Source organism: Actinoplanes sp. NPDC000266 (assembly GCF_042899005.1).
Classification (GTDB): Bacteria; Actinomycetota; Actinomycetes; order Mycobacteriales; family Micromonosporaceae; genus Actinoplanes.
In genome coordinates, this window is sequence record NZ_JBIAZI010000003.1 from 743,970 (window position 1) to 765,179 (window position 21,210).

At 71.8% G+C, this 21,210-nt stretch carries 23 protein-coding genes; 11 read left to right on the forward strand and 12 right to left on the reverse strand.

All coding sequences use genetic code 11. The features are described 5' to 3' along the window. Positions 1-4: 4 nt before the first annotated feature. The 4 genes from ACFY36_RS14900 to ACFY36_RS14915 all read right to left on the reverse strand — a co-directional run bounded on the left by ACFY36_RS14900 (position 5) and on the right by ACFY36_RS14915 (position 3,247). Positions 5-1,198, reverse strand: a complete 1,194-nt coding sequence (locus tag ACFY36_RS14900; protein WP_499746498.1) for a CaiB/BaiF CoA transferase family protein — start codon at positions 1,196-1,198, stop codon at positions 5-7. After that, positions 1,195-1,851 (reverse strand): GntR family transcriptional regulator, encoded by a 657-nt coding sequence (locus tag ACFY36_RS14905; protein ID WP_499746499.1) that lies wholly within the window; start codon positions 1,849-1,851, stop codon positions 1,195-1,197. Before ACFY36_RS14905 ends, ACFY36_RS14900 begins: the two co-directional genes overlap by 4 nt. 131 nt (positions 1,852-1,982) lie before the next feature. Further along, positions 1,983-2,939, reverse strand: a complete 957-nt coding sequence (locus ACFY36_RS14910; RefSeq protein ID WP_499746500.1) for a TIGR03885 family FMN-dependent LLM class oxidoreductase — start codon at positions 2,937-2,939, stop codon at positions 1,983-1,985. Positions 2,940-3,058: 119 nt separating this feature from the next. Beyond that, the gene (locus ACFY36_RS14915; RefSeq protein ID WP_499746501.1) at positions 3,059-3,247 is read right to left on the reverse strand and encodes a hypothetical protein; all 189 of its coding nucleotides are present in this window, start codon (positions 3,245-3,247) and stop codon (positions 3,059-3,061) included. Positions 3,248-3,394: 147 nt separating this feature from the next. Here ACFY36_RS14915 and ACFY36_RS14920 point away from each other — a divergent pair, with 147 nt between their 5' ends. Both ACFY36_RS14920 and ACFY36_RS14925 read left to right on the forward strand, forming a co-directional pair. Next, on the forward strand, positions 3,395-4,117 hold the full coding sequence (locus ACFY36_RS14920) for an MBL fold metallo-hydrolase (protein ID WP_499746502.1): 723 nt from the start codon (positions 3,395-3,397) through the stop codon (positions 4,115-4,117). A 102-nt stretch (positions 4,118-4,219) separates the two neighbouring features. Continuing rightward, complete coding sequence (locus ACFY36_RS14925) at positions 4,220-5,167, forward strand: ABC transporter substrate-binding protein (RefSeq protein ID WP_499746503.1); 948 nt, start codon at positions 4,220-4,222, stop codon at positions 5,165-5,167. Here ACFY36_RS14925 and ACFY36_RS14930 read toward each other — a convergent pair. Then, on the reverse strand, positions 5,152-5,805 hold the full coding sequence (locus ACFY36_RS14930; RefSeq protein WP_499746504.1) for a TetR/AcrR family transcriptional regulator: 654 nt from the start codon (positions 5,803-5,805) through the stop codon (positions 5,152-5,154). The genes ACFY36_RS14925 and ACFY36_RS14930 overlap by 16 nt on opposite strands. An 83-nt stretch (positions 5,806-5,888) precedes the next feature. Between ACFY36_RS14930 and ACFY36_RS14935 the strand changes: the two genes are divergently transcribed. Both ACFY36_RS14935 and ACFY36_RS14940 read left to right on the forward strand, forming a co-directional pair. Beyond that, positions 5,889-6,602, forward strand: a complete 714-nt coding sequence (locus tag ACFY36_RS14935; RefSeq protein ID WP_499746505.1) for an SDR family NAD(P)-dependent oxidoreductase — start codon at positions 5,889-5,891, stop codon at positions 6,600-6,602. A 100-nt stretch (positions 6,603-6,702) separates the two neighbouring features. After that, the gene (locus tag ACFY36_RS14940; RefSeq protein ID WP_499746506.1) at positions 6,703-7,149 is read left to right on the forward strand and encodes a DUF6918 family protein; all 447 of its coding nucleotides are present in this window, start codon (positions 6,703-6,705) and stop codon (positions 7,147-7,149) included. A gap of 4 nt (positions 7,150-7,153) precedes the next feature. Here ACFY36_RS14940 and ACFY36_RS14945 read toward each other — a convergent pair whose 3' ends face one another. Then, positions 7,154-8,164, reverse strand: coding sequence for an S-adenosylmethionine:tRNA ribosyltransferase-isomerase (locus tag ACFY36_RS14945; RefSeq protein ID WP_499746507.1), 1,011 nt, complete (start codon positions 8,162-8,164; stop codon positions 7,154-7,156). After that, the gene (locus ACFY36_RS14950) at positions 8,161-8,886 is read right to left on the reverse strand and encodes an SDR family NAD(P)-dependent oxidoreductase (RefSeq protein ID WP_499746508.1); all 726 of its coding nucleotides are present in this window, start codon (positions 8,884-8,886) and stop codon (positions 8,161-8,163) included. The genes ACFY36_RS14945 and ACFY36_RS14950 overlap by 4 nt, the downstream gene beginning before the upstream one ends. 122 nt (positions 8,887-9,008) lie before the next feature. Between ACFY36_RS14950 and ACFY36_RS14955 the strand changes: the two genes are divergently transcribed. From ACFY36_RS14955 to ACFY36_RS14970, 4 genes are read left to right on the forward strand one after another with little or no spacing between them, the layout of a single operon-like run. Next, the gene (locus ACFY36_RS14955; protein WP_499746509.1) at positions 9,009-10,139 is read left to right on the forward strand and encodes a GAF domain-containing sensor histidine kinase; all 1,131 of its coding nucleotides are present in this window, start codon (positions 9,009-9,011) and stop codon (positions 10,137-10,139) included. After that, the gene (locus ACFY36_RS14960) at positions 10,132-10,770 is read left to right on the forward strand and encodes a response regulator (RefSeq protein WP_499746510.1); all 639 of its coding nucleotides are present in this window, start codon (positions 10,132-10,134) and stop codon (positions 10,768-10,770) included. Before ACFY36_RS14955 ends, ACFY36_RS14960 begins: the two co-directional genes overlap by 8 nt. A 36-nt stretch (positions 10,771-10,806) precedes the next feature. Next, positions 10,807-11,745 (forward strand): hypothetical protein, encoded by a 939-nt coding sequence (locus ACFY36_RS14965; RefSeq protein ID WP_499746511.1) that lies wholly within the window; start codon positions 10,807-10,809, stop codon positions 11,743-11,745. Positions 11,746-11,786: 41 nt separating this feature from the next. After that, positions 11,787-12,425, forward strand: coding sequence for a DJ-1/PfpI family protein (locus tag ACFY36_RS14970; RefSeq protein WP_499746512.1), 639 nt, complete (start codon positions 11,787-11,789; stop codon positions 12,423-12,425). Here the strand turns inward: ACFY36_RS14970 and ACFY36_RS14975 are convergent, their stop codons facing one another. The 4 genes from ACFY36_RS14975 to ACFY36_RS14990 form a co-directional block, all read right to left on the reverse strand. Then, a complete protein-coding gene (locus ACFY36_RS14975) occupies positions 12,426-13,799 on the reverse strand; it encodes a DNA polymerase IV (RefSeq protein WP_499746513.1) in 1,374 nt (457 codons plus the stop codon). 9 nt (positions 13,800-13,808) lie between these two features. Continuing rightward, positions 13,809-14,168, reverse strand: coding sequence for a GNAT family N-acetyltransferase (locus tag ACFY36_RS14980; protein WP_499746514.1), 360 nt, complete (start codon positions 14,166-14,168; stop codon positions 13,809-13,811). Positions 14,169-14,397: 229 nt separating this feature from the next. Then, a complete protein-coding gene (locus tag ACFY36_RS14985) occupies positions 14,398-15,144 on the reverse strand; it encodes an alpha/beta fold hydrolase (protein WP_499746515.1) in 747 nt (248 codons plus the stop codon). Positions 15,145-15,174: 30 nt separating this feature from the next. Further along, a complete protein-coding gene (locus tag ACFY36_RS14990; RefSeq protein WP_499746516.1) occupies positions 15,175-17,127 on the reverse strand; it encodes an acyl-CoA dehydrogenase family protein in 1,953 nt (650 codons plus the stop codon). A 66-nt stretch (positions 17,128-17,193) separates the two neighbouring features. Between ACFY36_RS14990 and ACFY36_RS14995 the strand changes: the two genes are divergently transcribed. The 3 genes from ACFY36_RS14995 to ACFY36_RS15005 are packed head-to-tail and all read left to right on the forward strand — an operon-like array spanning position 17,194 to position 19,442. Further along, positions 17,194-17,808 (forward strand): TetR/AcrR family transcriptional regulator, encoded by a 615-nt coding sequence (locus ACFY36_RS14995; RefSeq protein WP_499746517.1) that lies wholly within the window; start codon positions 17,194-17,196, stop codon positions 17,806-17,808. 1 nt (position 17,809) lies between these two features. Continuing rightward, on the forward strand, positions 17,810-18,454 hold the full coding sequence (locus ACFY36_RS15000) for a TetR/AcrR family transcriptional regulator (protein WP_499746518.1): 645 nt from the start codon (positions 17,810-17,812) through the stop codon (positions 18,452-18,454). 58 nt (positions 18,455-18,512) lie between these two features. Next, a complete protein-coding gene (locus ACFY36_RS15005) occupies positions 18,513-19,442 on the forward strand; it encodes an SIS domain-containing protein (protein WP_499746519.1) in 930 nt (309 codons plus the stop codon). A gap of 12 nt (positions 19,443-19,454) precedes the next feature. On the opposite strand, the gene ACFY36_RS15010 is transcribed toward ACFY36_RS15005, so the two are convergent. Next, the gene (locus ACFY36_RS15010; protein ID WP_499746520.1) at positions 19,455-21,167 is read right to left on the reverse strand and encodes a hypothetical protein; all 1,713 of its coding nucleotides are present in this window, start codon (positions 21,165-21,167) and stop codon (positions 19,455-19,457) included. Between the last annotated feature and the right edge of the window lie 43 nt (positions 21,168-21,210).

The window sequence follows — 21,210 nt, forward strand, 5'->3', positions numbered from 1 at the left end:
CTCCTTAGATGATCTTTTCTTTGCGCAGGTTCGCGCGCTCCGTTTCGCCGAGGCCGAGAAGGCCGCCGTAGATCTCGTCGTTGTGCTCGCCCAGCGCCGGGCCGGCCGAGCGCACCTTGCCCGGCGTCTCGGACAGGCGGGGCGTGGCGTTCTGCATCGGCAGCTCGCCGAAGTCGGGGTGGGGCACGGTCACGATGGCCTCCCGCGCCGCGAAGTGCGGATCGGCGAACATGTCCTTGGCCCGGAAGATCCGCCCGGCCGGCACGCCCGCCGCGTGCAGGGCGGTGAGCAGCTCCTCGGCCTTGCGGGTGGACGTCCACTCGGCGATGAGCGTGTCGAGCTCGGCCATCGCGGCGCCCCGAGCGCCGTGCGTGGCGTACCGCGGGTCGGTGGCCAGGCCCGGCTGCTCCATGACGGTGACGAGCCGGCCGAAGACGCTGTCCTGGTTGGCCGCGATGAGGATGAGGTCGCCGTCGCCGGTCGGATAGACGTTGCTGGGCGAGACGTTGGGCAGCGTCGCGCCGGTGCGCTCCCGCTGATAGCCGGCGATCGCCCACTCGGGCACCAGCGACTCCATCATGGCCAGCACGGCCTCGTAGATGGCGGAGTCGACGATCTGGCCCCGCCCCGTTCTCGACCGGTGATGAATCGCGGTCAAGGTCCCGAGACAGGCGTACGTCGCGGCGAGCGAATCGCCGAGCGAGATGCCGGCCCGGACGGGCGGCTGACCGGGATCGCCCATCACGTAACGGATGCCGCCCATGGCCTCGCCGATCGAGCCGAAGCCGGCCCGGCTCGCGTAGGGCCCGCTCTGGCCGTAGCCGGTGACGCGGGTGACGACCAGGCCGGGGTTGGTCTTCCAGAGCGTCTCGGGGGCGAGACCCCACCGCTCCAGGGTCCCGGGCCGGAAGTTCTCGACCACGATGTCGGCGGTGTCGATCAGCCGCCTGATCAGCGCCTGCCCCTCCGCCTTACGAAGATCACACGTCACCGACTTCTTGTTGCGGGCCACGACCGGCCACCACAGGGACTTGCCGTGCGGCTTCTCCCGGCCCCACTCGCGCATCGGATCACCCTTGGCCGGATCCTCCACCTTGATGACCTCGGCCCCGAAGTCGCCGAGCAGCTGACCGCAGAACGGCCCGGCCAGCAGCTGACCGAACTCGACCACCCGCAGATCGTCCAGAGGCAGCGTCATCGAGGGCCTCCCACCGCGCCCGCGGCCCCGTCCGCGCCGGCCCTGATCATCGTGGCGCGCGCGTTGTACAGATGGGCGCGCATCACCGCCTCGGCCCACTCCCCATCGCCCGCGCGGGCCGCGGCCACCATCTCCACGTGGTGATTGAGGCTGCGCTGCAGCGCCTCCGGCGTGTAGTTGTGGAAGTTCTGGTGCACGACCGGCGCGTGGGTCACGCCGCGGAGCGCGTCGGCCAGCGGGCGCGACCCGGCGGCCTCGATGAAGATGCTGTGGAAGCGGCGGTTCAGCTCGACCAGAGCGTCCCGGTCCCCGGCCTCGATCATCTCGGTGGCGAGCGCGCCGAGGTCGTCGAGCTGCTCGGGGCTGAGCGCTGGAACGGCCTGCTGAACGGCGTACGGCTCAAGCCGCAGTCGCAGTTCGAAGATCTCGCGGAGCTCCTCGTCGGAACGGCTCACGACGCGGGCGCCCCGGTTGGGCTGGATCTCGACGAGGCCCTCGGCCGCCAGCCGGGTCAGCGCCTCGCGGATCGGCGTGCGGCTCACCGACAGCCGCCCGGCGAGCTCCACCTCCCCCAACCGCGCTCCGGACGGGATGGCCCCGGCCAGGATCTCCTCCCGCAACGTCTGCGCCGCCTGTTCCGCCGCTGCCCGCACCGAACCTCCCTCGCCGTGGATGTATGCAATCTTGGCGAGAGAGGCCCTCACAGCGCAATACCGAGGCCAGGTTGTATACAACTCCGCCGCCCGGCCAGAAGCGGCGCCGGACGGCGGAGGACCGATATCGATCAGCGGAGGGCGGGCAGCACCTTGCTCCCGAAGGCATCGATGAACGGCGTCAGGTTCTGACCGACGTGGTGCAGGTAGATCCGGTCGAAGCCGAGCGCGGCGTACCGGCGCAGCAGATCGGTGTGCTCCTCCAGGTCGGCCGAGATGTTCACAACCTTCGCCACCTGCTCGACGGTCACGTTCTCGGAGATGACGTCGAAGTGCTCGACGGTCTCGGCGTCCCAGCAGACCGGCGGCGCGAAGATGTTGCTGCGCCACTGGTCGTGCGCGATCCGCTCGGCCTCGTCCTGGGTCGGCGCCCAGCTCAGGTGCACCTGAAGGCAGACCGGCCCGGTGCCGCCGGCGTCGCGGTAGGCGGCGATCATCGCGCGCAGTTGCTCCTCGGGCGCGTTGACGGTGACCAGACCGTCGGCCCACTTGGCGCACCAGGCGGCCGTCTTGGTGCTGACCGCGGCCCCGATCAGCGGCGGCGCCTCGTCGGGCCGCGTCCAGAGCCGGGCCCGGTCGACGGTGATGATCCCGTCCCGGGTGACCTCCTTGCCGGCCAGCAGGTCGCGGATCACGTCGACGCAGGCCAACAGCCGCGCCTCGCGCAGGTCCTTGCGGGGCCACTCGCCGCCGACGACATGCTCGTTGCTGTACTCACCGCTGCCGAGCGCCGCCCAGAACCGCCCCGGATACATCGAAGCGAGCGTCCCGATGGCCTGCGCGATGATCGCCGGGTGGTACCGCTGCCCGGGAGCGTTGACCACACCGAACGAAAGGTTGGTCGCCTGCAGCGCCGCGCCGAGCCACGACCAGGCGAACCCGGACTGCCCTTGCCGCGCGCTCCACGGCGAGAAGTGATCAGAACACATGGCTGCCTCGAACCCCGCTTGCTCCGCAGCGACCACGGCGGCCAGCAGCTCGGCGGGCGGGATCTGCTCATGAGAGGCATGGATTCCGTAGACCGTCATGCCAGCGTTGTGTACCCAGTGTCACCGGATAAGAATCGGTTGACGGGCGAGGTTATGGCCGAACTACGGAAACTGCCTGTGACCTGCGCGTATGCCAGCGGCCCAGATGACAGTGGGGACTAGCGAAGCCGCCGGATCTCCTCCTGCATGCGCTCAAGTTGGTCCGCGATGACCCTGACGTGGAAACCGGCGGGCAGCCCGCTGCCGTCCTGCAACGCGGTCTGGATGCCGCTGGTGGACGATCGCAACTGGCGCAGTTCCTCAGCCACCGCCAGGGTGGCCAGGATGGACGGGCATGTCTCGATCATTGCGGACGTCCCGCACCAGCGCATCGGGCGGTCGTCAACGGCTTGCTGCCGAAACGGTCGGCGCGCCGCACGTGACTTTGCTTCGAATCGGTAAAGACGCGGCCGTTCCGGTGGCGATCGTGAGATGGCGGCCGAAATCATCGGACCATGACGGACTTTCTGCTCACGCGCCGCCGGTTGCTTGTCAGTGCGGGCGCGGGGGTCCTCGGCGTGACGATCCTCAACACGGTGACCGGGTGCTCCGGTTCCGACGCGCCCGCCGCCACGACACCGTCCTCCTCCGGCGTCGCCGGCGGCTGGGAGCGGGTCAGCCTCTCGTTCGTGTCGGCCTATCTGCTCATCCGGGGTGGTGAGGCGGCCGTGGTCGACCTCGGCACGGCGGGTTCGGGCGGCGCCATCGGCTCGGCGCTGACCGCCGCCGGCAGCGGGTGGGGGCAGGTCAAGCACGTCATCCTGACCCACCAGCACCAGGACCACGTGGGCGGGCTGCCCGACGTGGAGCCTCAGGTGAAGGCGGCCTTCTACGCCGGGCGGGACGATGTCGGCTCGATCGTGAACGCGCAGCAGGAGCTGAAGCCCTTGGCCGACGGGGACGAGGTCTTCGGACTCCAGATCGTGGGTACGCCCGGGCACACTCTGGGGCACATCTCGGTCTTCGACCCGTCGACCGGAACGCTCGTCGCGGGCGACGCCCTCCGCACCACCGAAGGGCTCACCGGGTCCGATCCCCAGTACACGGCCGACCTCGACCAGGCCGCCGCGTCGGTCAAGAAGCTGGCCGCGCTGGACGTCAAGACGATCCTGCCCGGTCACGGTGAGCCGCTCACCGACGGGGCGGCCGGCGCGCTGCGCAAACTCGCCGGGTCCTGACGTCCGCAATGTTCGTCCCTTCTGGCCGGTCCCCAAGCGGTCGGAGATCAGGTACCGTTCGCCCGGCGCAAATGCGCCCCTGATCTCCCCTGGAGCGGACCCATGCGCCGGATCCTCGCCGCCGCCGTTGTCTTGATGCTGCTGGCCACCACGGCCTGCTCGCCGGACGACAAGGGCGACACCGGCGGTGGCACCAAGGTCACCGTCGGCGTCGTGCCCATCATCGACGTGGCGCCGATCTATCTCGGCAAGGCCAAGGGCTTCTTCGCGAGCCGCGGCATCGACCTCACGCTCGTGCCCGAGCAGGGCGGTTCGGCGATCGTGAAGAACGTGATCAGCGGCAAATACCCGTTCGGCTTCAGCAATGTCACCTCGCTGATGGCCGCGCAGACCGGCGGCGCCCAGCTCAAGGGCGTGGCGGCCGGGGTGTCGTCGACCGGCCGGGCCGGGCGTGACTTCTCGGCGATCGTCGTGCACGACGGCAGCAAGATCCGCTCGGCCAAGGACCTGACCGGCAAGACGATCGCGGTCAACACCTTGAAGAACCTGGGCGACACGACCGTACGGCAGTCGGTGCGCAGCGCCGGCGGCGATCCCACGAACCTGAAGTTCGAGGCCATGCCCTTCGGCGACATGCCGGCGGCGTTGCAGGGCGGCCGGGTCGACGCCGCCTGGGTCGTCGAGCCGCAGCTGTCGCAGGTGCTGACCCAGGGCGGCCAGGTCATCGCGTCGAACTTCGTGGACACCGCGGCCAACCTGACGGTGGCGCTTTATTTCACCAGCGAGGCCGAGATCGCCAAGAGCCCCGACCTGGTCACCCAGTTCACCGGGGCGATAAAGGACTCGATGGCGTACGCCGCGACCCACCCGGACGAGGTCCGCGACATCGTCGGCACCTACACCACGATCAACGACACCGTCCGCATCGCGATGATCCTCCCCAGCTGGCCGGACGAGATCAACCGCCCGTCGATCGACCGCTTGGCCCAGCTGGGCCGCCGCGACGGAATACTGACCAAGGCGCCGGCCCTCGATCAGCTCCTGCCCTGACGCCTCTCTCCGAGGGCGACCATCGCCGACAGCATCTCGTCGTGGGTCATCGGTGGCGCCGGCAGCGGATGGGCGGCTGACGCGCGCAGCCCGTCGAGGGTGAACGCGAGCGCCCTCCGCCACGCCTCGGGCGCGGTGTCAGCCGTGGCGCGGGCGACGGCCGCGCTCGACCAGAACAGATAGGGCATGTCCTCGGTCGTGAAGTCGGTGCGCAGCGCCCCGGCCTCGTGCGCCCGATCGATGATCACCTGGGCCCGGCCGATCTGCGCGTTGCAGATCTCGGTGAGCCGCTCGGCCGACGGATAGCGCCGCCCGAGCGCGTCGCCCACGGACAGGTCGGTCGCCTGGAGCTCGCACAGCATCGTCACGTAGACCACGAACCCCTGCCACGGGTCGGTCTCGGCCAGACCGCGGTCGATCGCCTCGCGGGCCCGGGCCTCGACCAACGCCGGCATCACGGCGTCGATCAGCGCGTCGCGGCCGCCGAATCGGTTGTAGACGGTGCCGGGGCTGACCCCGGCCCGCTGGGCGATGTGTTCCAGCGGCACTTCCAGGCCATGTTCGCGGAACGCCTCCGTCGCCGCCTCGATGACGCGCTCGATGTTGCGGCGGGCGTCACGGCGGAGCGGCGAGGTCACCGTACGAGCATAGATCCTCCGAACTTGATACTGCCCTCAAGTTTCCTCTAAGTTGATGGCGGCCTCAACTTCAGGGAGCAGACATGACCAGAACCATCGCCGTGTTCGGAGCCGGAACCGGACTGGGCACCTCCGTGGCGCGTCTCTTCGGCCGCGACGGCTATCGGGTCGCGCTCGTCGCCCGCGACCGCGCGCGCCTCGACTCGCTGGCCGCCGAGCTGCGGGCCGAGGGCATCGAGGCAACCGCGTTCGCCGCCGATCTCAGCCGGCCCGATCAGATCCCGGCGCTCATCGAGCGGATCGGTGACATCGACGTCGTCGAGTACGCGCCGATCGCTACCGAGGGCTTCACCGCGGCCGCCGACCTGCGCGCGGACACCGTGCGCGGGCTTCTCGACCTGCACCTGCTCAGCTTCATCGAGGTCGTGCACGCCGTGCTGCCGGGCATGATCGAGCGGGGCGACGGCGCCATCCTGCTCGGCCAGGGCGTCTCCGCCACCGACCCCCGGCCGGGCATGAGCGGTCCCGGGCCGGGCATGGCGGCCGCCCGCAACTACGTGCTGTCACTGCATTCCGAGGTCAGGGACAAGGGCGTGTACGCCGGCGTGCTGCACATCGGCGCGATGGTCACCGGCAGCGCCGGCCATCGGGCGATGACCGGCGGTGGTTTCGACCTGGGCATCGACGTCAGCGCCATCCCGGCCGTCGACCCGGACGACCTGGCCGCCAGTTTCCAGGGCATGATGACCCGCCGCGACCGCGCTGAGCTGCAAGTACCCGAGGCCCTGGCCTTCTGAGGCGGCGCCGGCCGCGACTTGGTCATTTGCCCGTCACTGTCCGGTCAGGATCGGTGGCTGGAGAGCTATTCAAGATCATTTGCTGGATAGTGTCGGGCGCATGATCTCGAACCTGAACGACCTCGCGACCGACGCGGCCACCGTCAAGGCGATCGCCGCCGACCTTCAGGGGGTCGTACAGTCGGAGCTGGCCACGAAGTCCGGTGTCTCGGCGGCCGCGGTCAAGCTCGCCTACAAAGCCGTCTCGTCGTTCGCGCCCGGCTACTACGCGCAGACCGTCGAGCTGATCGTGCCGCCGGCCCTCGAGCAGCTCCAGCCGTTCTGGGCCGACTTCCACCTGGCCGGCGGCGGCACCTTCGGCGACTACCTGGCCAAGCGCAGCCCCGAAGTCACCGAGGCCATGCTCAAGGTCACCGACGACATGGCCCGCGACTCGGAGAAGGCCGTGGTCGTCAAGGCGTACAACACCGTGCGCGGCGGCGCGGGAAAGCACATCGAGGCCGCTCTCCCGGCCGTCGGCACCCTGGTCGAGAAGTACGCCGCCTGACCGGTCAGGGCAGGATCAGGTGGACGTCACCGAATTCGTGCCATCGGTAGCGCTCCCGCAGCGCTTCGTCGTACGCCGACCGCAACGCCGCATTCCCGGTCACCGCCGACAGCATCCGCAGGTGTGAGGCGCGCGGCTCGTGCAGCCCGGTCAGCAACCCGTCGACCGAGCGCACCGGTCTCTCCGGCCCGATGACCAGACCGGTCCAGCCGGACGCCGGCCCGTCCCACGCCGTTTCCAGGGCCCGCACCACCGTCGTGCCGACCGCGATCACCCGGCCACCGCCGGCCCGGGCGTGCTCGATCAACCGTGCGGTCGGCGACGGCACCGAATACCACTCGGGGTACGGCGGCTCGTCCACCTCGGCCGACGCCACGCCCGTGTGCAGCGTTATCGGCGCGACCAGGATCCCCCGCCCGGCCAGCGTGGCCAGCACCTCGCCGGTCAGCGGACGGCCCGCGCTCGGCATCTCGGCGCTGCCGGGCTCGGTCGCGTAGGCGTTCTGATACGTCGCCAGCGGCCAGTCCCGATCCGTGTAGTCGTACCGGATCGGCCGGCCGTGCCGCGCCAGATAGTCGACCCTCGTGCCCGGCACGTCGGCTTTCGCGATCCAGAGCCTTGAGGTGTACGGGCGGAGCAGAGTGACCGACCCCTCGGGCACCGGAAGCCGCAGCCCCGCCCGCGCCGGCCCCGTGCCCGGCGCGAACGGGGCCGTGCTGCCCCCGGCTTTCCGGCGCGGCTCCACCAGCCACGACCCGTCGGCGTGCTCGGTCGAGACGTGCACGACCAGCCCATCGTCCGTGTCGAGCGCGGCCGGCACCGTCGCCGAGTTGTTCACCACCAGCAGGTCTCCGGCCCGCAGGATCCACGGCAGTTCCGGGAACCGGTGATGGCTCACCTCCTCGCCGCGGCTCACCAACAGGCGTACGTCCTCACGCCGTCGCCCTTGAGCCTCGGCCGGCTCCCGCGCCTCCAGGTCGGCCGGCAGCTCGAAATCGAGGGTCGCGGTGGTCATCGCGCCCCTTCGACAGCCGGCAGGCTGGACGCCGTGTAGCGCCCCGAGGCCGGGCGCGACCGCAGCAGACCCAGCAGATGCGGCACCACGGTCCCGGGTGGCGGCAGGTGCGAGATGTCCTCGCCGGGAGCGGCCTGCTGGTAGAGGCGCGTGCGCATTTCGCCCGGGTCGACGCTCCACACCCGTACGGAAGGCTCCTCGAGCGCAAGCACCCGCCCAGCGTGGTCCAACGCCGCCTTGGCGGCCCCATAGCCGCCCCAGCCCTCGTACGCCTCGACGGCCGCGTCCGAGCTGATGTTCAGGACGGCGCCGCCGGACGGTGACCGCCGCAGCTGCGGCAGCAGGAGCTGGGTCAGGGCGATCGGCGCCAGGGCGTTCACCTCGAACGTCTCCAGCAGCGCCGGCAGCGGGAAGGTGGCCAGCGCGGGCAGCGGCGAGCCGCCCAGCACGGACGCGTTGTTGACGAGCAGGCCGGCCCCGCCGAGCTGACCGGCCGCGGCGGCCAGGACGGCCCGGTGGTCGTCGTCGACGACGTCGCCGGGAATGGCGATGACGGTGGTCCGCTCCCCCAGCTCGGCCGCGATCTTGTCGAGGTCCCCGGCGGTGCGGGCGTCGAGCACGAGCCGCCAGCCGGCCGCGGCCAGTCCCCGGGCCAGCGCCGCGCCGAGACCGCGGGAGGCGCCGGTGATGACGGCGACCGGTGTCGTGTTGTCGTTGGTCATGCCTCGACCCTGCCGCTCATCGACGGCCGCCGAATCGGGCCCGGGACGGCTTCGGCCCGGGACCTTGGTCCTAGGACCATCGGCGCAGGTTGTCTGCCGGTGCCCGCCGCTATGGTGGCGGCATGAGCGACGAGCTGCACGTCGCGCGGCGCCTGTCGGCCGCGGTGCTGGCGGTCAGCGACCAGCTGACCGTCCCCGAGGTGCTGCAGACCATCGTCGACACCGCCCGCGAGCTGGCCGGCGCGCGCTATGCGGCGCTGGGCGTCCCCGACGAGGCGGGCTCGTTCGCGCAGTTCGTGGTCTCCGGCGTCAGCGACGAGGTGCAGGCCGCGATCGGCCCGCTCCCCCGCCAGCACGGCTTCCTCGCCGTCATGCTGCGCGACCCGGCCACCCAGCGGGTGGCCGACATCCGCGCCGATCCGCGCTTCCACTGGTGGCCGGCCGCCCATCCGGTGCTCGAGGCCTTCCTGGGCGTGCCCATCATCAGCGGCGACGAGATCCTCGGCGCGCTCTACCTGGCCAACAAGCCCGGCGGTTTCACCGACGCCGACGAGGAACTGGTCGGCGTGCTGGCCGCCCACGCCGCCATCGCCCTGACCCACGCGCGGCTCTACGCCCGCAACCGCGAGCTCACCATCGCCGAGGAGCGCGCCCGCATCGCCCACGACCTGCACGACGCGGTCGCCCAGCGCCTGTTCGGCCTGCGCCTGACCGCCCAGGCGGCCGACGTCCTGCTCGACCGCGACCCGGCCGCCGCCCGCCGCCACCTGGCCGAGGTGGCCACCCTGGCCCGGGAGGCGACCGAGGAGCTCCAGGCCGCCGTGCAGGAGCTGCGCCCGGCCGGCCTGGCCACCGACGGCCTGTCCGCCGCGCTGCGCAAACAGGTCAGCATCCTCGACCGGGCCTACAACGGCGCCCCACACCTCACCTACAGCGACGACGCCCCGCCCGAGCTGCCGATGCCCGCCCGCACGGTCGTCTTCCGCGTGGCCCAGGAGGCCCTGCACAACGCGGTCCGCCACGCCAAGGCGGCCACGGTCCGGGTTCGCCTTCACACCCAAGACCCCGATGTCGTACGTCTGGAGGTCGCCGACGACGGCCGGGGCTTCGACGTGGCCGCCACCCTGAAGGCCGGCCGCAGCCTGGGCCTGCGCTCCATGCGCGAGCGCGCCTGCGCCGTCCGGGCCACCCTGACCGTCGACTCCACCCCCGGCGAGGGCACCACCGTCCGCCTGGAGGTCCGCCATGCCTGACATCCGCGTGCTGATCGTGGACGACCATCCGGCCGTACGGCGGGGATTGCGCACTTTCCTGGAGCTGGCCGGAGACCTGGAAGTGATCGGTGAGGCGGCCGACGGCCCCACCGCGCTCGACCTGATCACCGAGACCGGGCCCGAGGTCGTGCTGCTCGACATGGTGCTGCCCGGCATGGACGGCGTCGAGGTGCTGCGCGAGCTGCGCCGCCGTGAGCTGCCGGCCCGGGTGCTCGTGGTCACCAGCTTCACCGACCGGGCCCGCCTGATCCCGGCCGTGCGGGCCGGCGCCCGCGGCTACCTCTCCAAGGACGTCGACCCGAACGCCCTGGTCGCGGCCGTCCGCTCGGTCGCCGCCGGCCATCTGCTGCTCGAACCGGACGTGGCCGCCGGCCTGCTCGGCGCCCCGGCCGAGGAACCGGCCCTGACCGCCCGCGAGCGCGACGTGCTGGCCCTGCTGGCCGAGGGCCGCTCCAACCGCGAGATCGCCCGGGCCCTGGTCGTCGCCGAGAAGACGGTGAAGACCCACGTCTCGAGCATCCTGCTCAAGCTCGGCCTGGCCGACCGCACCCAGGCCGCCCTGCACGCGGTCCGCACGGGCCTGGCCCCCGGAAACGACAGACGCGCGTAGTTATAGTGACCGGCGATGCCGAGTTCCTCTGTAGACATGCCCGCGCCGGTGCGGACGGCCGACGAGTTCGTCGCCGAGCTCCGCCAGCTCCGCGTGCGCGCCGGCAACCCTTCGCTGCGGCAGCTGAGCCGGCTCGCCGACCAGCGGATCGCGTCCGCCCGCGGCGACATCCGGCCCGACCCGCTGCCGCCGAGCACCACGTCGGAGGTGCTCTCGGGCAAGCGTCTGCCGCGCCTGCCCCGATACGAGTTCGTCGACTCGTTCGTCACAGCCTGCCTGCGGGCAAGCGGCCAGGACGAGCCGGCCATCGCGGCCGAGCTGGCCCGCTGGCGCGCCGCCTGGTGCTCATCGTCGGAGCCGGAGACCCCGGCCGAACCGGCCCCCACGTCCCGGCGCCGAGGCGTGGCCCCGCCCCTGGTCGCCGTGATCTTCGTGGCCGGCGTCGGCGCCGGCGTGATCGGCACCCGGGCCTGGTCCGACTGGCGGAGCACGCCCGTCGTCCCCGTCGCCGAGTCGTCGGACGCCTGCCTTCCGTCCGGCCATCCCGCCCCGGCCGGCCCCGACGTGCTGTCCCGGGCCGCCGCCTCCTGGTGGGTCAGCAACAACACCGCGGCATCACTGACCGAACAGGGCCACCGCTTCCGCGCCGACGTACTCACCGGAACCAAGAGCCCCGGCGACGTCGTCATCGTGCGCGGCGACGTCAACTTGGTGCAGGGCCGCCCGTACACCTTGGCTTTCACCGCAACCACCGACCACGCCACAACGATCCGGGTCCGGGTGCAGGACAGCCCACCCACCTATCAGGAGTCGTACACCCGCGACCTGCCGGTCGACACCACAGCGTGCCGCCACGAGTACCGTTTCGTGGCCGCCCGCACCAGCCCTCATTCCGAGCTGACGTTCCAGGTCGGCGGCCACGCCGAGGACTTCCGCCTGGACATCGCCGACGTAGCCCTGATCGAGTCCAGCTAGGCCGGCCCGTACGCAGCCGTCATTCACATAGGCTGCGATCCATGGACATCGTCATCGTGCTCTTCGAAGGCTTCGAACCGCTCGACGCCATCGGCCCGTACGAAATCCTGGCCTATGTTCCGGGCGCCAAGGTGCGCTTCGTCGCGCCGGAGCCGGGCCTTCTCATCGACGCGCTGGGTGCGCTGACGGTCGAGGTGAAGACGCGCTACTCCGAGGTCGAATCGTGTGACGTGCTGCTCGTCCCCGGCGGAGGCGGTGCCCACAAGGTGATCTCCGACCCTCCGTTCCTCGACTGGGTGCGCCGGATGCACGAAACCACCCGGTTCACCACCTCGGTCTGCACCGGATCGCAGGTGCTGGGCGCCGCCGGGCTGCTTGAGGGGCTCACCGCGACCACGCACTGGGAGTCGGTCGCCGATCTCCAGGGCTACGGCGCGGTGTACACCAGCGAGAGGGTGGTCCGGCAGGGCCGGATCATCACCTCGGCCGGGGTCTCCTCCGGCATCGACATGGCCCTGCGTCTGGCCGCTCTGCTCACCGACGACACCACAGCGCAGGCGATCCAGCTCTACACCGAGTACGACCCGCGGCCGCCGTTCGACAGCGGCTCGGTGGCCAAGGCGCCGGCCGTCGTGCTCGAGCGCGCCGGCACCCTCAACAGCGACCGGCTCGGTGGATGATCACGATGGAAAGAGAGGTCGGCGCGGGGGCAGTGTCCAATCGGGCGGCTCAGCGGGATGCAGCGCCGGGTCGTCAGCCGCGAAAGTGCGTACGGGACCTGGTGGTGTGGTGGGGCCTTCGAAGCGCACGGTGACGCGGCCACGTCCGCTACCCCAGACCCATCCTGGTCCGTGATCGTCGTGGTGGACGTCCTGGCCCGGCCGCCCAACCCCCGGCACCTCAGGGGCCAACTGTGGCCCGGCGGCCTCGTTGGCGTTGGCGGTGTCCGCATGACCGCCGATGGCATCAGCGGCGTGGTTCACACCGAACAGATCGTCCTGGACGAAGTCGGCGAGCGCGGTCGCGCCCACACCGAGCAGCCGGATGCCGGCCGAGGTATCGACCTCAGCCAGCAACCGCCGAGCCAACTGAGCAACGAGGCGTGGGTCGTCGGTCGGCTGCGTACGGGTCGTCGATCGGGTGATGGTCGTGAAGTCGTACGACCGGACCTTGATCGTGACGGTGCGGGCGGACAGGCCACCCGTGCGTAACCGTCCGCCGACCCGGGCCGCCAGCAGGTCGAGCTCGCTGTTCAACCTGTTCCGGTCGGTCAGGTCGGTGTCGAAGGTTTCCTCAGCGGACACCGACTTCGCTTCCCGCTCCCCCACGATCGGCCGGTCGTCGTCGGAACGGGCGAGCCGGAACAGGCCGGTCCCGTGGGCCTGGCCGAACCATTCGAGCAGGTCCGCCAGTTTCACCTGGGCCAGGGCGCCGATGGTGTGGATGCCGTTGCGGCGCAGCCGTTCGGCCGTGGCCGGCCCTACGCCGGGGAGGCTGGTCACCGGCAGCGGGCGCAGCAGCGCCTGTTCCTCACCTGGGGCGGCGATCGTGAGGCCGTTCGGTTTGTGCAGGTCGGAGCCGATCTTGGCAATCAGCTTGGAGGTGCCGATCCCCACCGAGGCGGTCACCCCGCCGGTGGCGGCGGCGATGCCGGTCTTGATGTGCTCTCCGAGGGCGGCGAGGCCGGCCGGGGACAGGTCGTGGTGACCGGCGGCAGCCAGATCGATGTAGGCCTCGTCGATGGACACCTGCTCCACCAACGGCGACAGCTGCCCGAGCAGGGCCATGACAACCTCGCTGGTCTTGCGGTACGCGGTAAAGCGGGGAGCGAGGAAGGCGGTGCCGGGCGGGCAGCGGCGCCGCGCTTCGGCGGTCGGCATAGCCGACCGGGCCCCGTACCGGCGTGCCTCGTAGGAGGCGGTCGAGACCACCCCGCGCCCGGCGACTCCACCGACGATGACCGGCCGGCCTCGCAGCGAGACCTTGTCGCGCTGTTCCACGGCGGCGAACATGGCGTCCAGATCGACGTGCGCGATACTCGCCTCCCGTCTCATCGCTACCCCTCATTCCGTACGCCTGTGCCAGCTCCTCAAGTGTCGGCCATGGGTATGACAAAATCGGTAAAGGGCAAAAGGGGCATCTGGGTGTATGCCGACCCGGCCCTCAACAAGTCCATCACGTCGGATCGTGCCCGCCGACCGCATCCCGAGCCGTTCCATGACAGCGCGCGAGGCCCGGTTGTGGACCTCGGTGCACGCCACGATCGGCAGATCCGGGTGGTGCTCTCCCGCCCAGACGAGCGCTGCCCGGCCAAGCTCCGTCGCATATCCGCGGCCCGCCAGATCATCGACATCGCCGTGACCAACCGGCGTCAGAACGAGCCGCCGCGTCATAGCCGGATCGACCGGACGCTTCACATGCATCGACTCAGTAGATGACCGTCCCCACCTCGGGGCAACAGCAAACGCAGCCGACGGCCGGTGGGTCCCGTGCTGTCAAGGGCGGCCGCCTCCTGGTGGGTCAGCAACGGCGCCGCGGCGCCGCCGACCGGGCAGGGCCACCGTTTCGTCGCCGCCCGCACCAGCCCTCACTCCGAGGACTTCTGCCCGGACATCGCCGACGTAGCGCTGATCGAGTCCAGTTGGTTTCCGGTCAACGCGACAACGAGAACAACGCCTCCGCCATCGCCCCGGGCGCCCGCAGCGGCACAAAATGGTCGGTGCGCGGCAGGCGTACCAGACGGCAGCCGGGAATGCGCCGCGCCGCCTCGACGCAGCCCGGCACGAACGACGGTCGTTCGAGATCGCCCAACAGCAGCACGCTGGCCGTGGCGACCTCCTCCAGCCGGGACCACGCGTCGCCGTCATCGGCGAAGAACGCGTCGCCCCAGCCGATCCAGAAACGAACCGCCGACCGCAGGAGGTCGACGACCAGCGGGTCACGCCCGGCCGCGGCCCACCGGGCGACGCCCTGCTCGACGAAGACCTCCGGATCGGCGCTGTCCGGCTCGTCGTCCGGGTCGTGAGCGGACGGGGCCCCCGAGATGCCGGGGCACGCCAGCACCAATCCGCGGACCCGGTCCGGCTCGGCGAGGGCGAGGTCGAGCGCGGTGCCGCCACCCATGCTGCAACCGGCGAACAACGCCGGCCCGACGTCGAGCTTGTCGAGCAATCGGCGCAGATCATCCAGCCGGGAGAACCGGCCGGCCGGCGGCGCGGAGCGGCCGAAGCCCCGGACGTCGTAGCGGATCAACCGATGTCGCCCGCCCAGCCGGTCCCAGACCGGATTCCAGACGCGCGAATCGCCGACTCCGGGGTGCAACAGCACAACCGGCGGCAGGTCGTCCCCCGTGTCCTCGGCCCACAGGGACCCGTCGCCCACATCGATCAATTGCTCCACGGCGACGACCCTGTCACACCGCCGCTGAAGCTAGCTCTCGGCGTCGTGTTTGGCCATGGTGTCCTGGCGGTCGGGCTCCTCGCGCAGGATCGCCGCGTCCAGCCAGGTATCGGGCAGGGCGAAACCATCCACCAGGGTGCGCATGTGGGGGCGCAGGTCGCGCAGCAGGTCGTTCACCGCTGCGGTCACTGCCTTGGACCGGGCCGGGGTCAGGCGCTGGTGTTCGAGGAACCAGCCCCGGTCGGCCTCGATGGTGGTCAGGGCGTACAGGTCGCAGACCTTTGACAGAAGGGCCTTGACCTCGGGGTCTTTCGTGCGCTCGATGCCGGCCACGAACGCCTCCAGCACCACCCGGTCGATGTGGGCGGTGGCCGTCTTCAGGACGTGGTCCTGCACGTCGTTGAAGATGTCGAACGGCCTGTCCTTCTTCGTGGCCGCGCCCTTGCGCAGGCGGCGGATCACGCCCTCGAGGACGTGCTTCTCGCGGTCCTCCAGCATTTTCAGCTGCCAGCCGCGGTCGGTCAGCGCCACCTCGTCGCCCCGGCCGGGCACCGCGTCGACCAGGCGCTGGATGAGCGAGCGGGCCGCCGTGCGCTCCAGCATCATCTCGCGGACCTGGTCGGCCACGAACGCCGTGCGGCCCCAGCCGTCGAGCGAGCCGAACGCGTCGCGATAGCCGGTGAGCAGGCCCTTCGCGACCAGCTGGAGCAGGACCGTGTTGTCGCCCTCGAAGGTGGTGAACACGTCGGTGTCGGCCTTGAGGCCGGGCAGCCTGTTCTCCGAGAGGTAGCCGGCGCCGCCGCACGCCTCGCGGCACATCTGGATCGTGTGGGTGGCGTGCCACGTCTGCGCCGCCTTGAGGCCGGCCGCCCGTGACTCGAGCTCGCGCTGGTCGTGCTCGGCCGCGCCGGCGCCGGCCACCTGCACCGCGTGCATCTTGGTGACCAGCTCCTCCTGGCCGAAGTGCAGGGCGTACGACCTGGCCAGAGCCACCAGCAGCTTGCGCTGGTGGGCCAGGTAGTCGTTCAGGACCACCTCGCGGTCGTGGCCGGGCGCGCTGAACTGGCGGCGGACGTCGCCGTAGCGGACCGCGATCGTCAGCGCTACCCGGGTGGCGGCCGAGGAGGCGGCGCCGACGCTGACCCGGCCCCGCACAAGCGTGCCCAGCATGGTGAAGAAGCGGCGGGTGTCGTTCTCGATCGGGCTGGAGTACGTGCCGTCCTCGGCGACCTGGCCGTAGCGGTCGAGCAGCATGTCGCGGGGCACGCTGACGTGGTCGAAGCTGAGACGGCCGTTGTCGACGCCGAGCAGGCCGGCCTTGTGCCGGTCGTCGCCGATGGTGACGCCGGGCATCGGGTTGCCCCGCTCGTCGCGGATCGGGACCAGGAAGGCGTGCACGCCCTTGGGACCACCATCGGTGATCAACTGCGCGAAGACTACGGCCATCCGGCCGTCGCGGGCCGCGTTGCCGATGTAGTCCTTACGGGCGGCCTCGTGCGGCGTATGCAGATCGAACGCTTGTGAAACCGGGTCATAAGTGCATGTGGTCCGCAGCCGGTGGACGTCGGAGCCGTGCCCGGTCTCGGTCATCGCGAAGCAGCCCATGAGGTCGGCCGACATGATGTCGCGTACGTACGCCTCGTGGTGGCGATGGGTGCCCAGGGCGGACACGGCCCCGCCGAACAGGCCCCACTGCACGCCCGCCTTGACCATCAGCGATAGGTCGACGTGACCGAGCATCTCGGCCGCGACCACCGCTGCGCCCGGGTCGAAGGATCCCCCGTACTCGGAAGGGAATGCCGCCGTGACCCCGAGCTCGCGGGGCAGCTCGGAGAGCAGGCCGGTGATGCGCGACCGGGCCTCCTCGATGCTCTCGCCCGGCACCGGCGTGAACCGGCTGTCGTCGAGCCTCTCGCGGGCGGCCCGGCGGATGTGCGCCCAGCGCCCGTCCAGCACGTCACGCAGCGCGGTCACATCAACCATGTCGAAACCCCCTGGTACAGCGTGTACCCCAACGTGGGTACAGACTGTACCAGTTAGGGTGTGGCCATGAGCTCTGCCGCCGTCAGAAGGGACACCGTCGCCGCGCGGCGAGCCGGCGGCGTCAACCACCGGGAGCGGATCGTGGCGGCCGCCGTCCAGGCGATCGAGGAGCACGGCAGCGACCCCGGCCTGGCCGTCATCGCCGACCTCGCGGGCCTGCCCCGCCCGCACGTCTACCGGCACTTCACCGGCAAGGACGAGCTCGACCAGGCGGTGGCCCGGCAGGCGGCCAAGACGCTCGGCGCCTGGATCCGCCCGTCGCTCACCGTCCGCGGCACCCCGCCGCAGGTCATCGACGGTCTGATCGACCGCGTGCTCCAGTGGGCGGCGGCGCACCCCAACCTCTACCGCTTCCGGGTGCGCCTGAGCCCCGGCGAGGCCGTCCCCCAGCTCACCCGCGCCCTGGCCGCGTACGTCCGCACCGGCCCGCCGGAACACGTCGTGGCCGGCGTGATCGGCCTGGTCGACTCCAGCGTCCTGTGGTGGTTCGACCATCGCGACGAGATCGACCAGCGGACGCTGAGCGCGTCGCTCTCGTCCCAGGTGTGGCTGCTGCTGGCCGCCGCCCTGACGACCCTCGACCCGGACGCGCCGCTGAGCCCGTCCTATCCGGAGGCGTGAGGTGCGCGCACGCCCCTCGCTCAGCCCCGAGCTGATCATCGAGGTGGCCAGCCGTCTCGCCGCCACGTCCGGGGCCGAGGCGCTGACCGTGCGCCGGCTCGGCAAGGAGCTGGGCGCCGACCCGACCGCCGTCTACCGCCATTTCCGCGACCGCGACGAGATCGTCCTCGAGGTGGCCGACCGCCTGATCGGCCAGGTCATCGAGGAGCTGCCGCCCGGCCGGCCGTGGCGCGCCCGCCTGGAATGGCTGGGCCGCGAGCTGGTGCGCACCTTCGTCGAGCATCCGGCGATCGCGCCCACGGTCGCGATGCGCACGACCCGGCGTCCCGGCGAGTTCCGCACCGTCGAGGTCATTCTGGGCGCGCTGCGCGAAGCCGGGCTCTCCGGGCAACAAGCGGCGGTGCAACACCGGGTCTTCGCCGACACCTTGCTGTCGTACGCCGGCATGTGCGGCGGCTACGCCGCACTGGAGGAGTCGAGCCGCCACGGCGACGAGTCGGCGTGGACCCGCGAATATCAGTCCCTGCCGGCGGACGGCTTCCCGAACATCGCCGCCGTCGCCCCGCACTTCGCCTCCGTCGACGACGACGTCGTCCTCACCGGCCTTCTGACGGCCCTGCTGGACAACATCGAGCGGCTCGCCTAGCCGAGAGCGCGAACGGGCCGGCCGTCGGCAATGGCTCGCGCAGGACGAGGATGGAGGGATGACCACCGCACTCGCGTCGATGATCGCCGCCCAGCCGGACGTCATCTCCGCCCTCGCCGACGAGCCCGTGACCGCCGCCGACCGGCTCGCCGACGGCCGCCGGATCTGGCTCATCGGCACCGGCACCAGCCTGCACGCGGCCGAGCTGGGCGCCTCCGCCCTGCAGACCGCCGGCCTGGACGCCCACGCGATCGCCGCCAACCGGTTCACCGCGGCCCGCCCCGGCGACGCCGCCGTCGTCATCACCCACACCGGGCAGACGGCCCACGCGCGGCGCTGCCGGCAGCTCGTCCTGGACGCCGGCCTCCCCCTCGTGTCGATCACCGGCCCGGACGCCGACTGGCCGGACGCCGTGCGCACGCCGGTCGCCGAGAAGTCCGAGACGTACACGGTCAGCTACACCGCGGCGCTCACCGTCCTGGCCGGCATCGCCCACCGCCTCGGCGCTCCCGGCCTGGACCCTTCGAAGATCAAGGACACCGCCGAGGCCGTACGCCGGGTGATCGCCGAGCCGGGCATCGACGCCGTTCCGATCCCCGCGCGCGCCATGGCCATCGTCGGCCCCGGCGACTGGTCGGTGACCGCGCGCGAGGGCGCCCTGAAGATCCGCGAGGGCGCCCGCCTGCTCTGCGAGGGCTTCGACCCCGACCGCCTGCTGCACGGCGCCGCCGTCCCCTACGGCTCCTCCGACACCCTGGTGGCCCTGGCCCCGTCCGACGACCTGACGGCCGGCCTGGCCCACGCCGCCCGCGTCTCCGGCCTGGGCGTCTTCCTCCTGCCCGCCGCGGGCGACGGTTTGCTGGCCCAGATTCCCATGACCGTGCGGCTCCAGCTGCTCGCCCTGCGCTTCGCCCGCCAGCGCGGCCAGAACGCCGACGTCGCCATCACCGGCGCCTGGGCCGACCACGCCCTGTGGGAGGCCCTCTGACCGCCGGGGCGCCTATCCGTCCCGTGGCTTCCCGGCCTGGTCCCGCAGCTCTCCGGCCTCCTCTCGCAGCTCCCCGGTCTCGTCCCGGAGTTCTTCGGTCAACCGGCCGTCCTCGGCCAGGTCGGCCTCGGTGGCCCGGCCGGCCCGGCGGCGCTGCACGCGGTGTTCGGCGGCCGCGACCTCCCGGCCGCGCTCCTGCACCCGCCGGCGGCCGGCCTCGGCCCGTTCCCTGGCCTCCCGCATCTCCTGGCTGTCGCGTTCCACGTCGGCCAGGGTCTGCGGGGACGCGATCTCGGCCATCGTCCGCTCCTGCCATTCGAGGTCCTCGGGCCGTTCCCCGGCCGGCCGCGTCTCGTCGCGTTCCCGGTTGCGGTCGATCATCCGGTCCAGTTCCCGCTGCCGCCGCGCCGCCGACTCGTACAGCCGGTCGAGTTCCTCCCGGGCCCGCCGGGTCTGCTCCTCGACCTCGGCCCGCACCTGCCGGACCAGCTCCCGCGCCGGCTCATAGGTGGTGCTCCCCAGGATCTCCCGGCCCGCGAGCTGGGTCGGCAGCTCCCCGAAGTCGCGCAGCAACCGGTGCAGCCATCCACCGAGCGCCCGTACCGCGACGTCCCCCCGATCGGGATGTTCCGCGGCCGCCCGGGCCAGCATCCGCGCGGTGATCAGCGCCGGCCCGGTTCCCACCGGCAGGCGGTCCAGCGCCGCGGCGAGCGGTTCGGGCCGCCTCGGCCGATGCAACCAGCCGTGCACCCCGCCGCGATCACCGGTCACCCGGTCGGCGGCACCCTCCTCGCCGCGCCGATCGCCGCGCCGCTCATCACGCGGCCGCTCGTCGCGTGGCCGCTCGTCGCGTGGCCGCTCGTCGCCGGGATCCTCGTCGCGGGCCCGGAAATACAGCTCGACACACTGGCACCACGCCTTGGCCGCGAGCTCGAACTCGGCCGCCGCCCGCGCCTGGTCGCCCTCGGCCAGGTGATCCGCACCGAACTCCTCGTGGACATGGGCCCTGGCCGCGAGGATCGGCGCCGACGGCGGCCCGGCCTCGATCGCCCGGTCGAGCCACCGGCCCGCCCGCAGCAGGTGATCGGGCGCGGTCGGGTCGGCCAGGCTGAGCAGCTCGACCCGGGCTCGCCAGGCGTGCGCCGGCCCGTAGAGGCCCCGGGAGGTGCGCACGGCCCGAGCCGCGGCGGCCCGCGCCTTCGCCAGCCGCCGGCGGTCGAAGCGCCGGCCGGCCACCAACCGGCGTACCGCCCGATCCGCCTCGGCCAACTGACCCGTCGTCGTCTCCGACAGGCGCCGGACGAGGGCGCGTCGCACCCGGAGGACGTCCACGGCGCCGACCACCAGCACCAGCAGCGCGACGCCGCCGAAGGCGATCAGCGCCCAGCCCTGCGGCGTGTCCCATTCGGTCACCGCGTCCAGGCCGAACGCCACGGCGAGGCCGGCCGCGGCCAGGGCCAGCACCGCGTTCATGGCGAGGACGAGGGTGGCCAGGCGGTCGTACCGCGAACCCTCGAGAACCGCCCGCTGCTCGTCGAACCAGTCGGCGTCGAGGGGCTTGCCGTCGCGGCGGGCGGTGGCCAGCAGCTCGTCCAGCTTGAGCGCGCGGTCCACCGCCCGGCCGCTCTCCCGGTGGACCCGGGTGGTCAGGAACGTCGTGGAGAACACCGTCGCCGCGACCAGCGTCGACAGGGTGGGCATGGCGACCGGGGACAGCGGCTCCACGGGCTCACCGTAACCGTGGACCCGACTGCGGCAACTCCCCGGA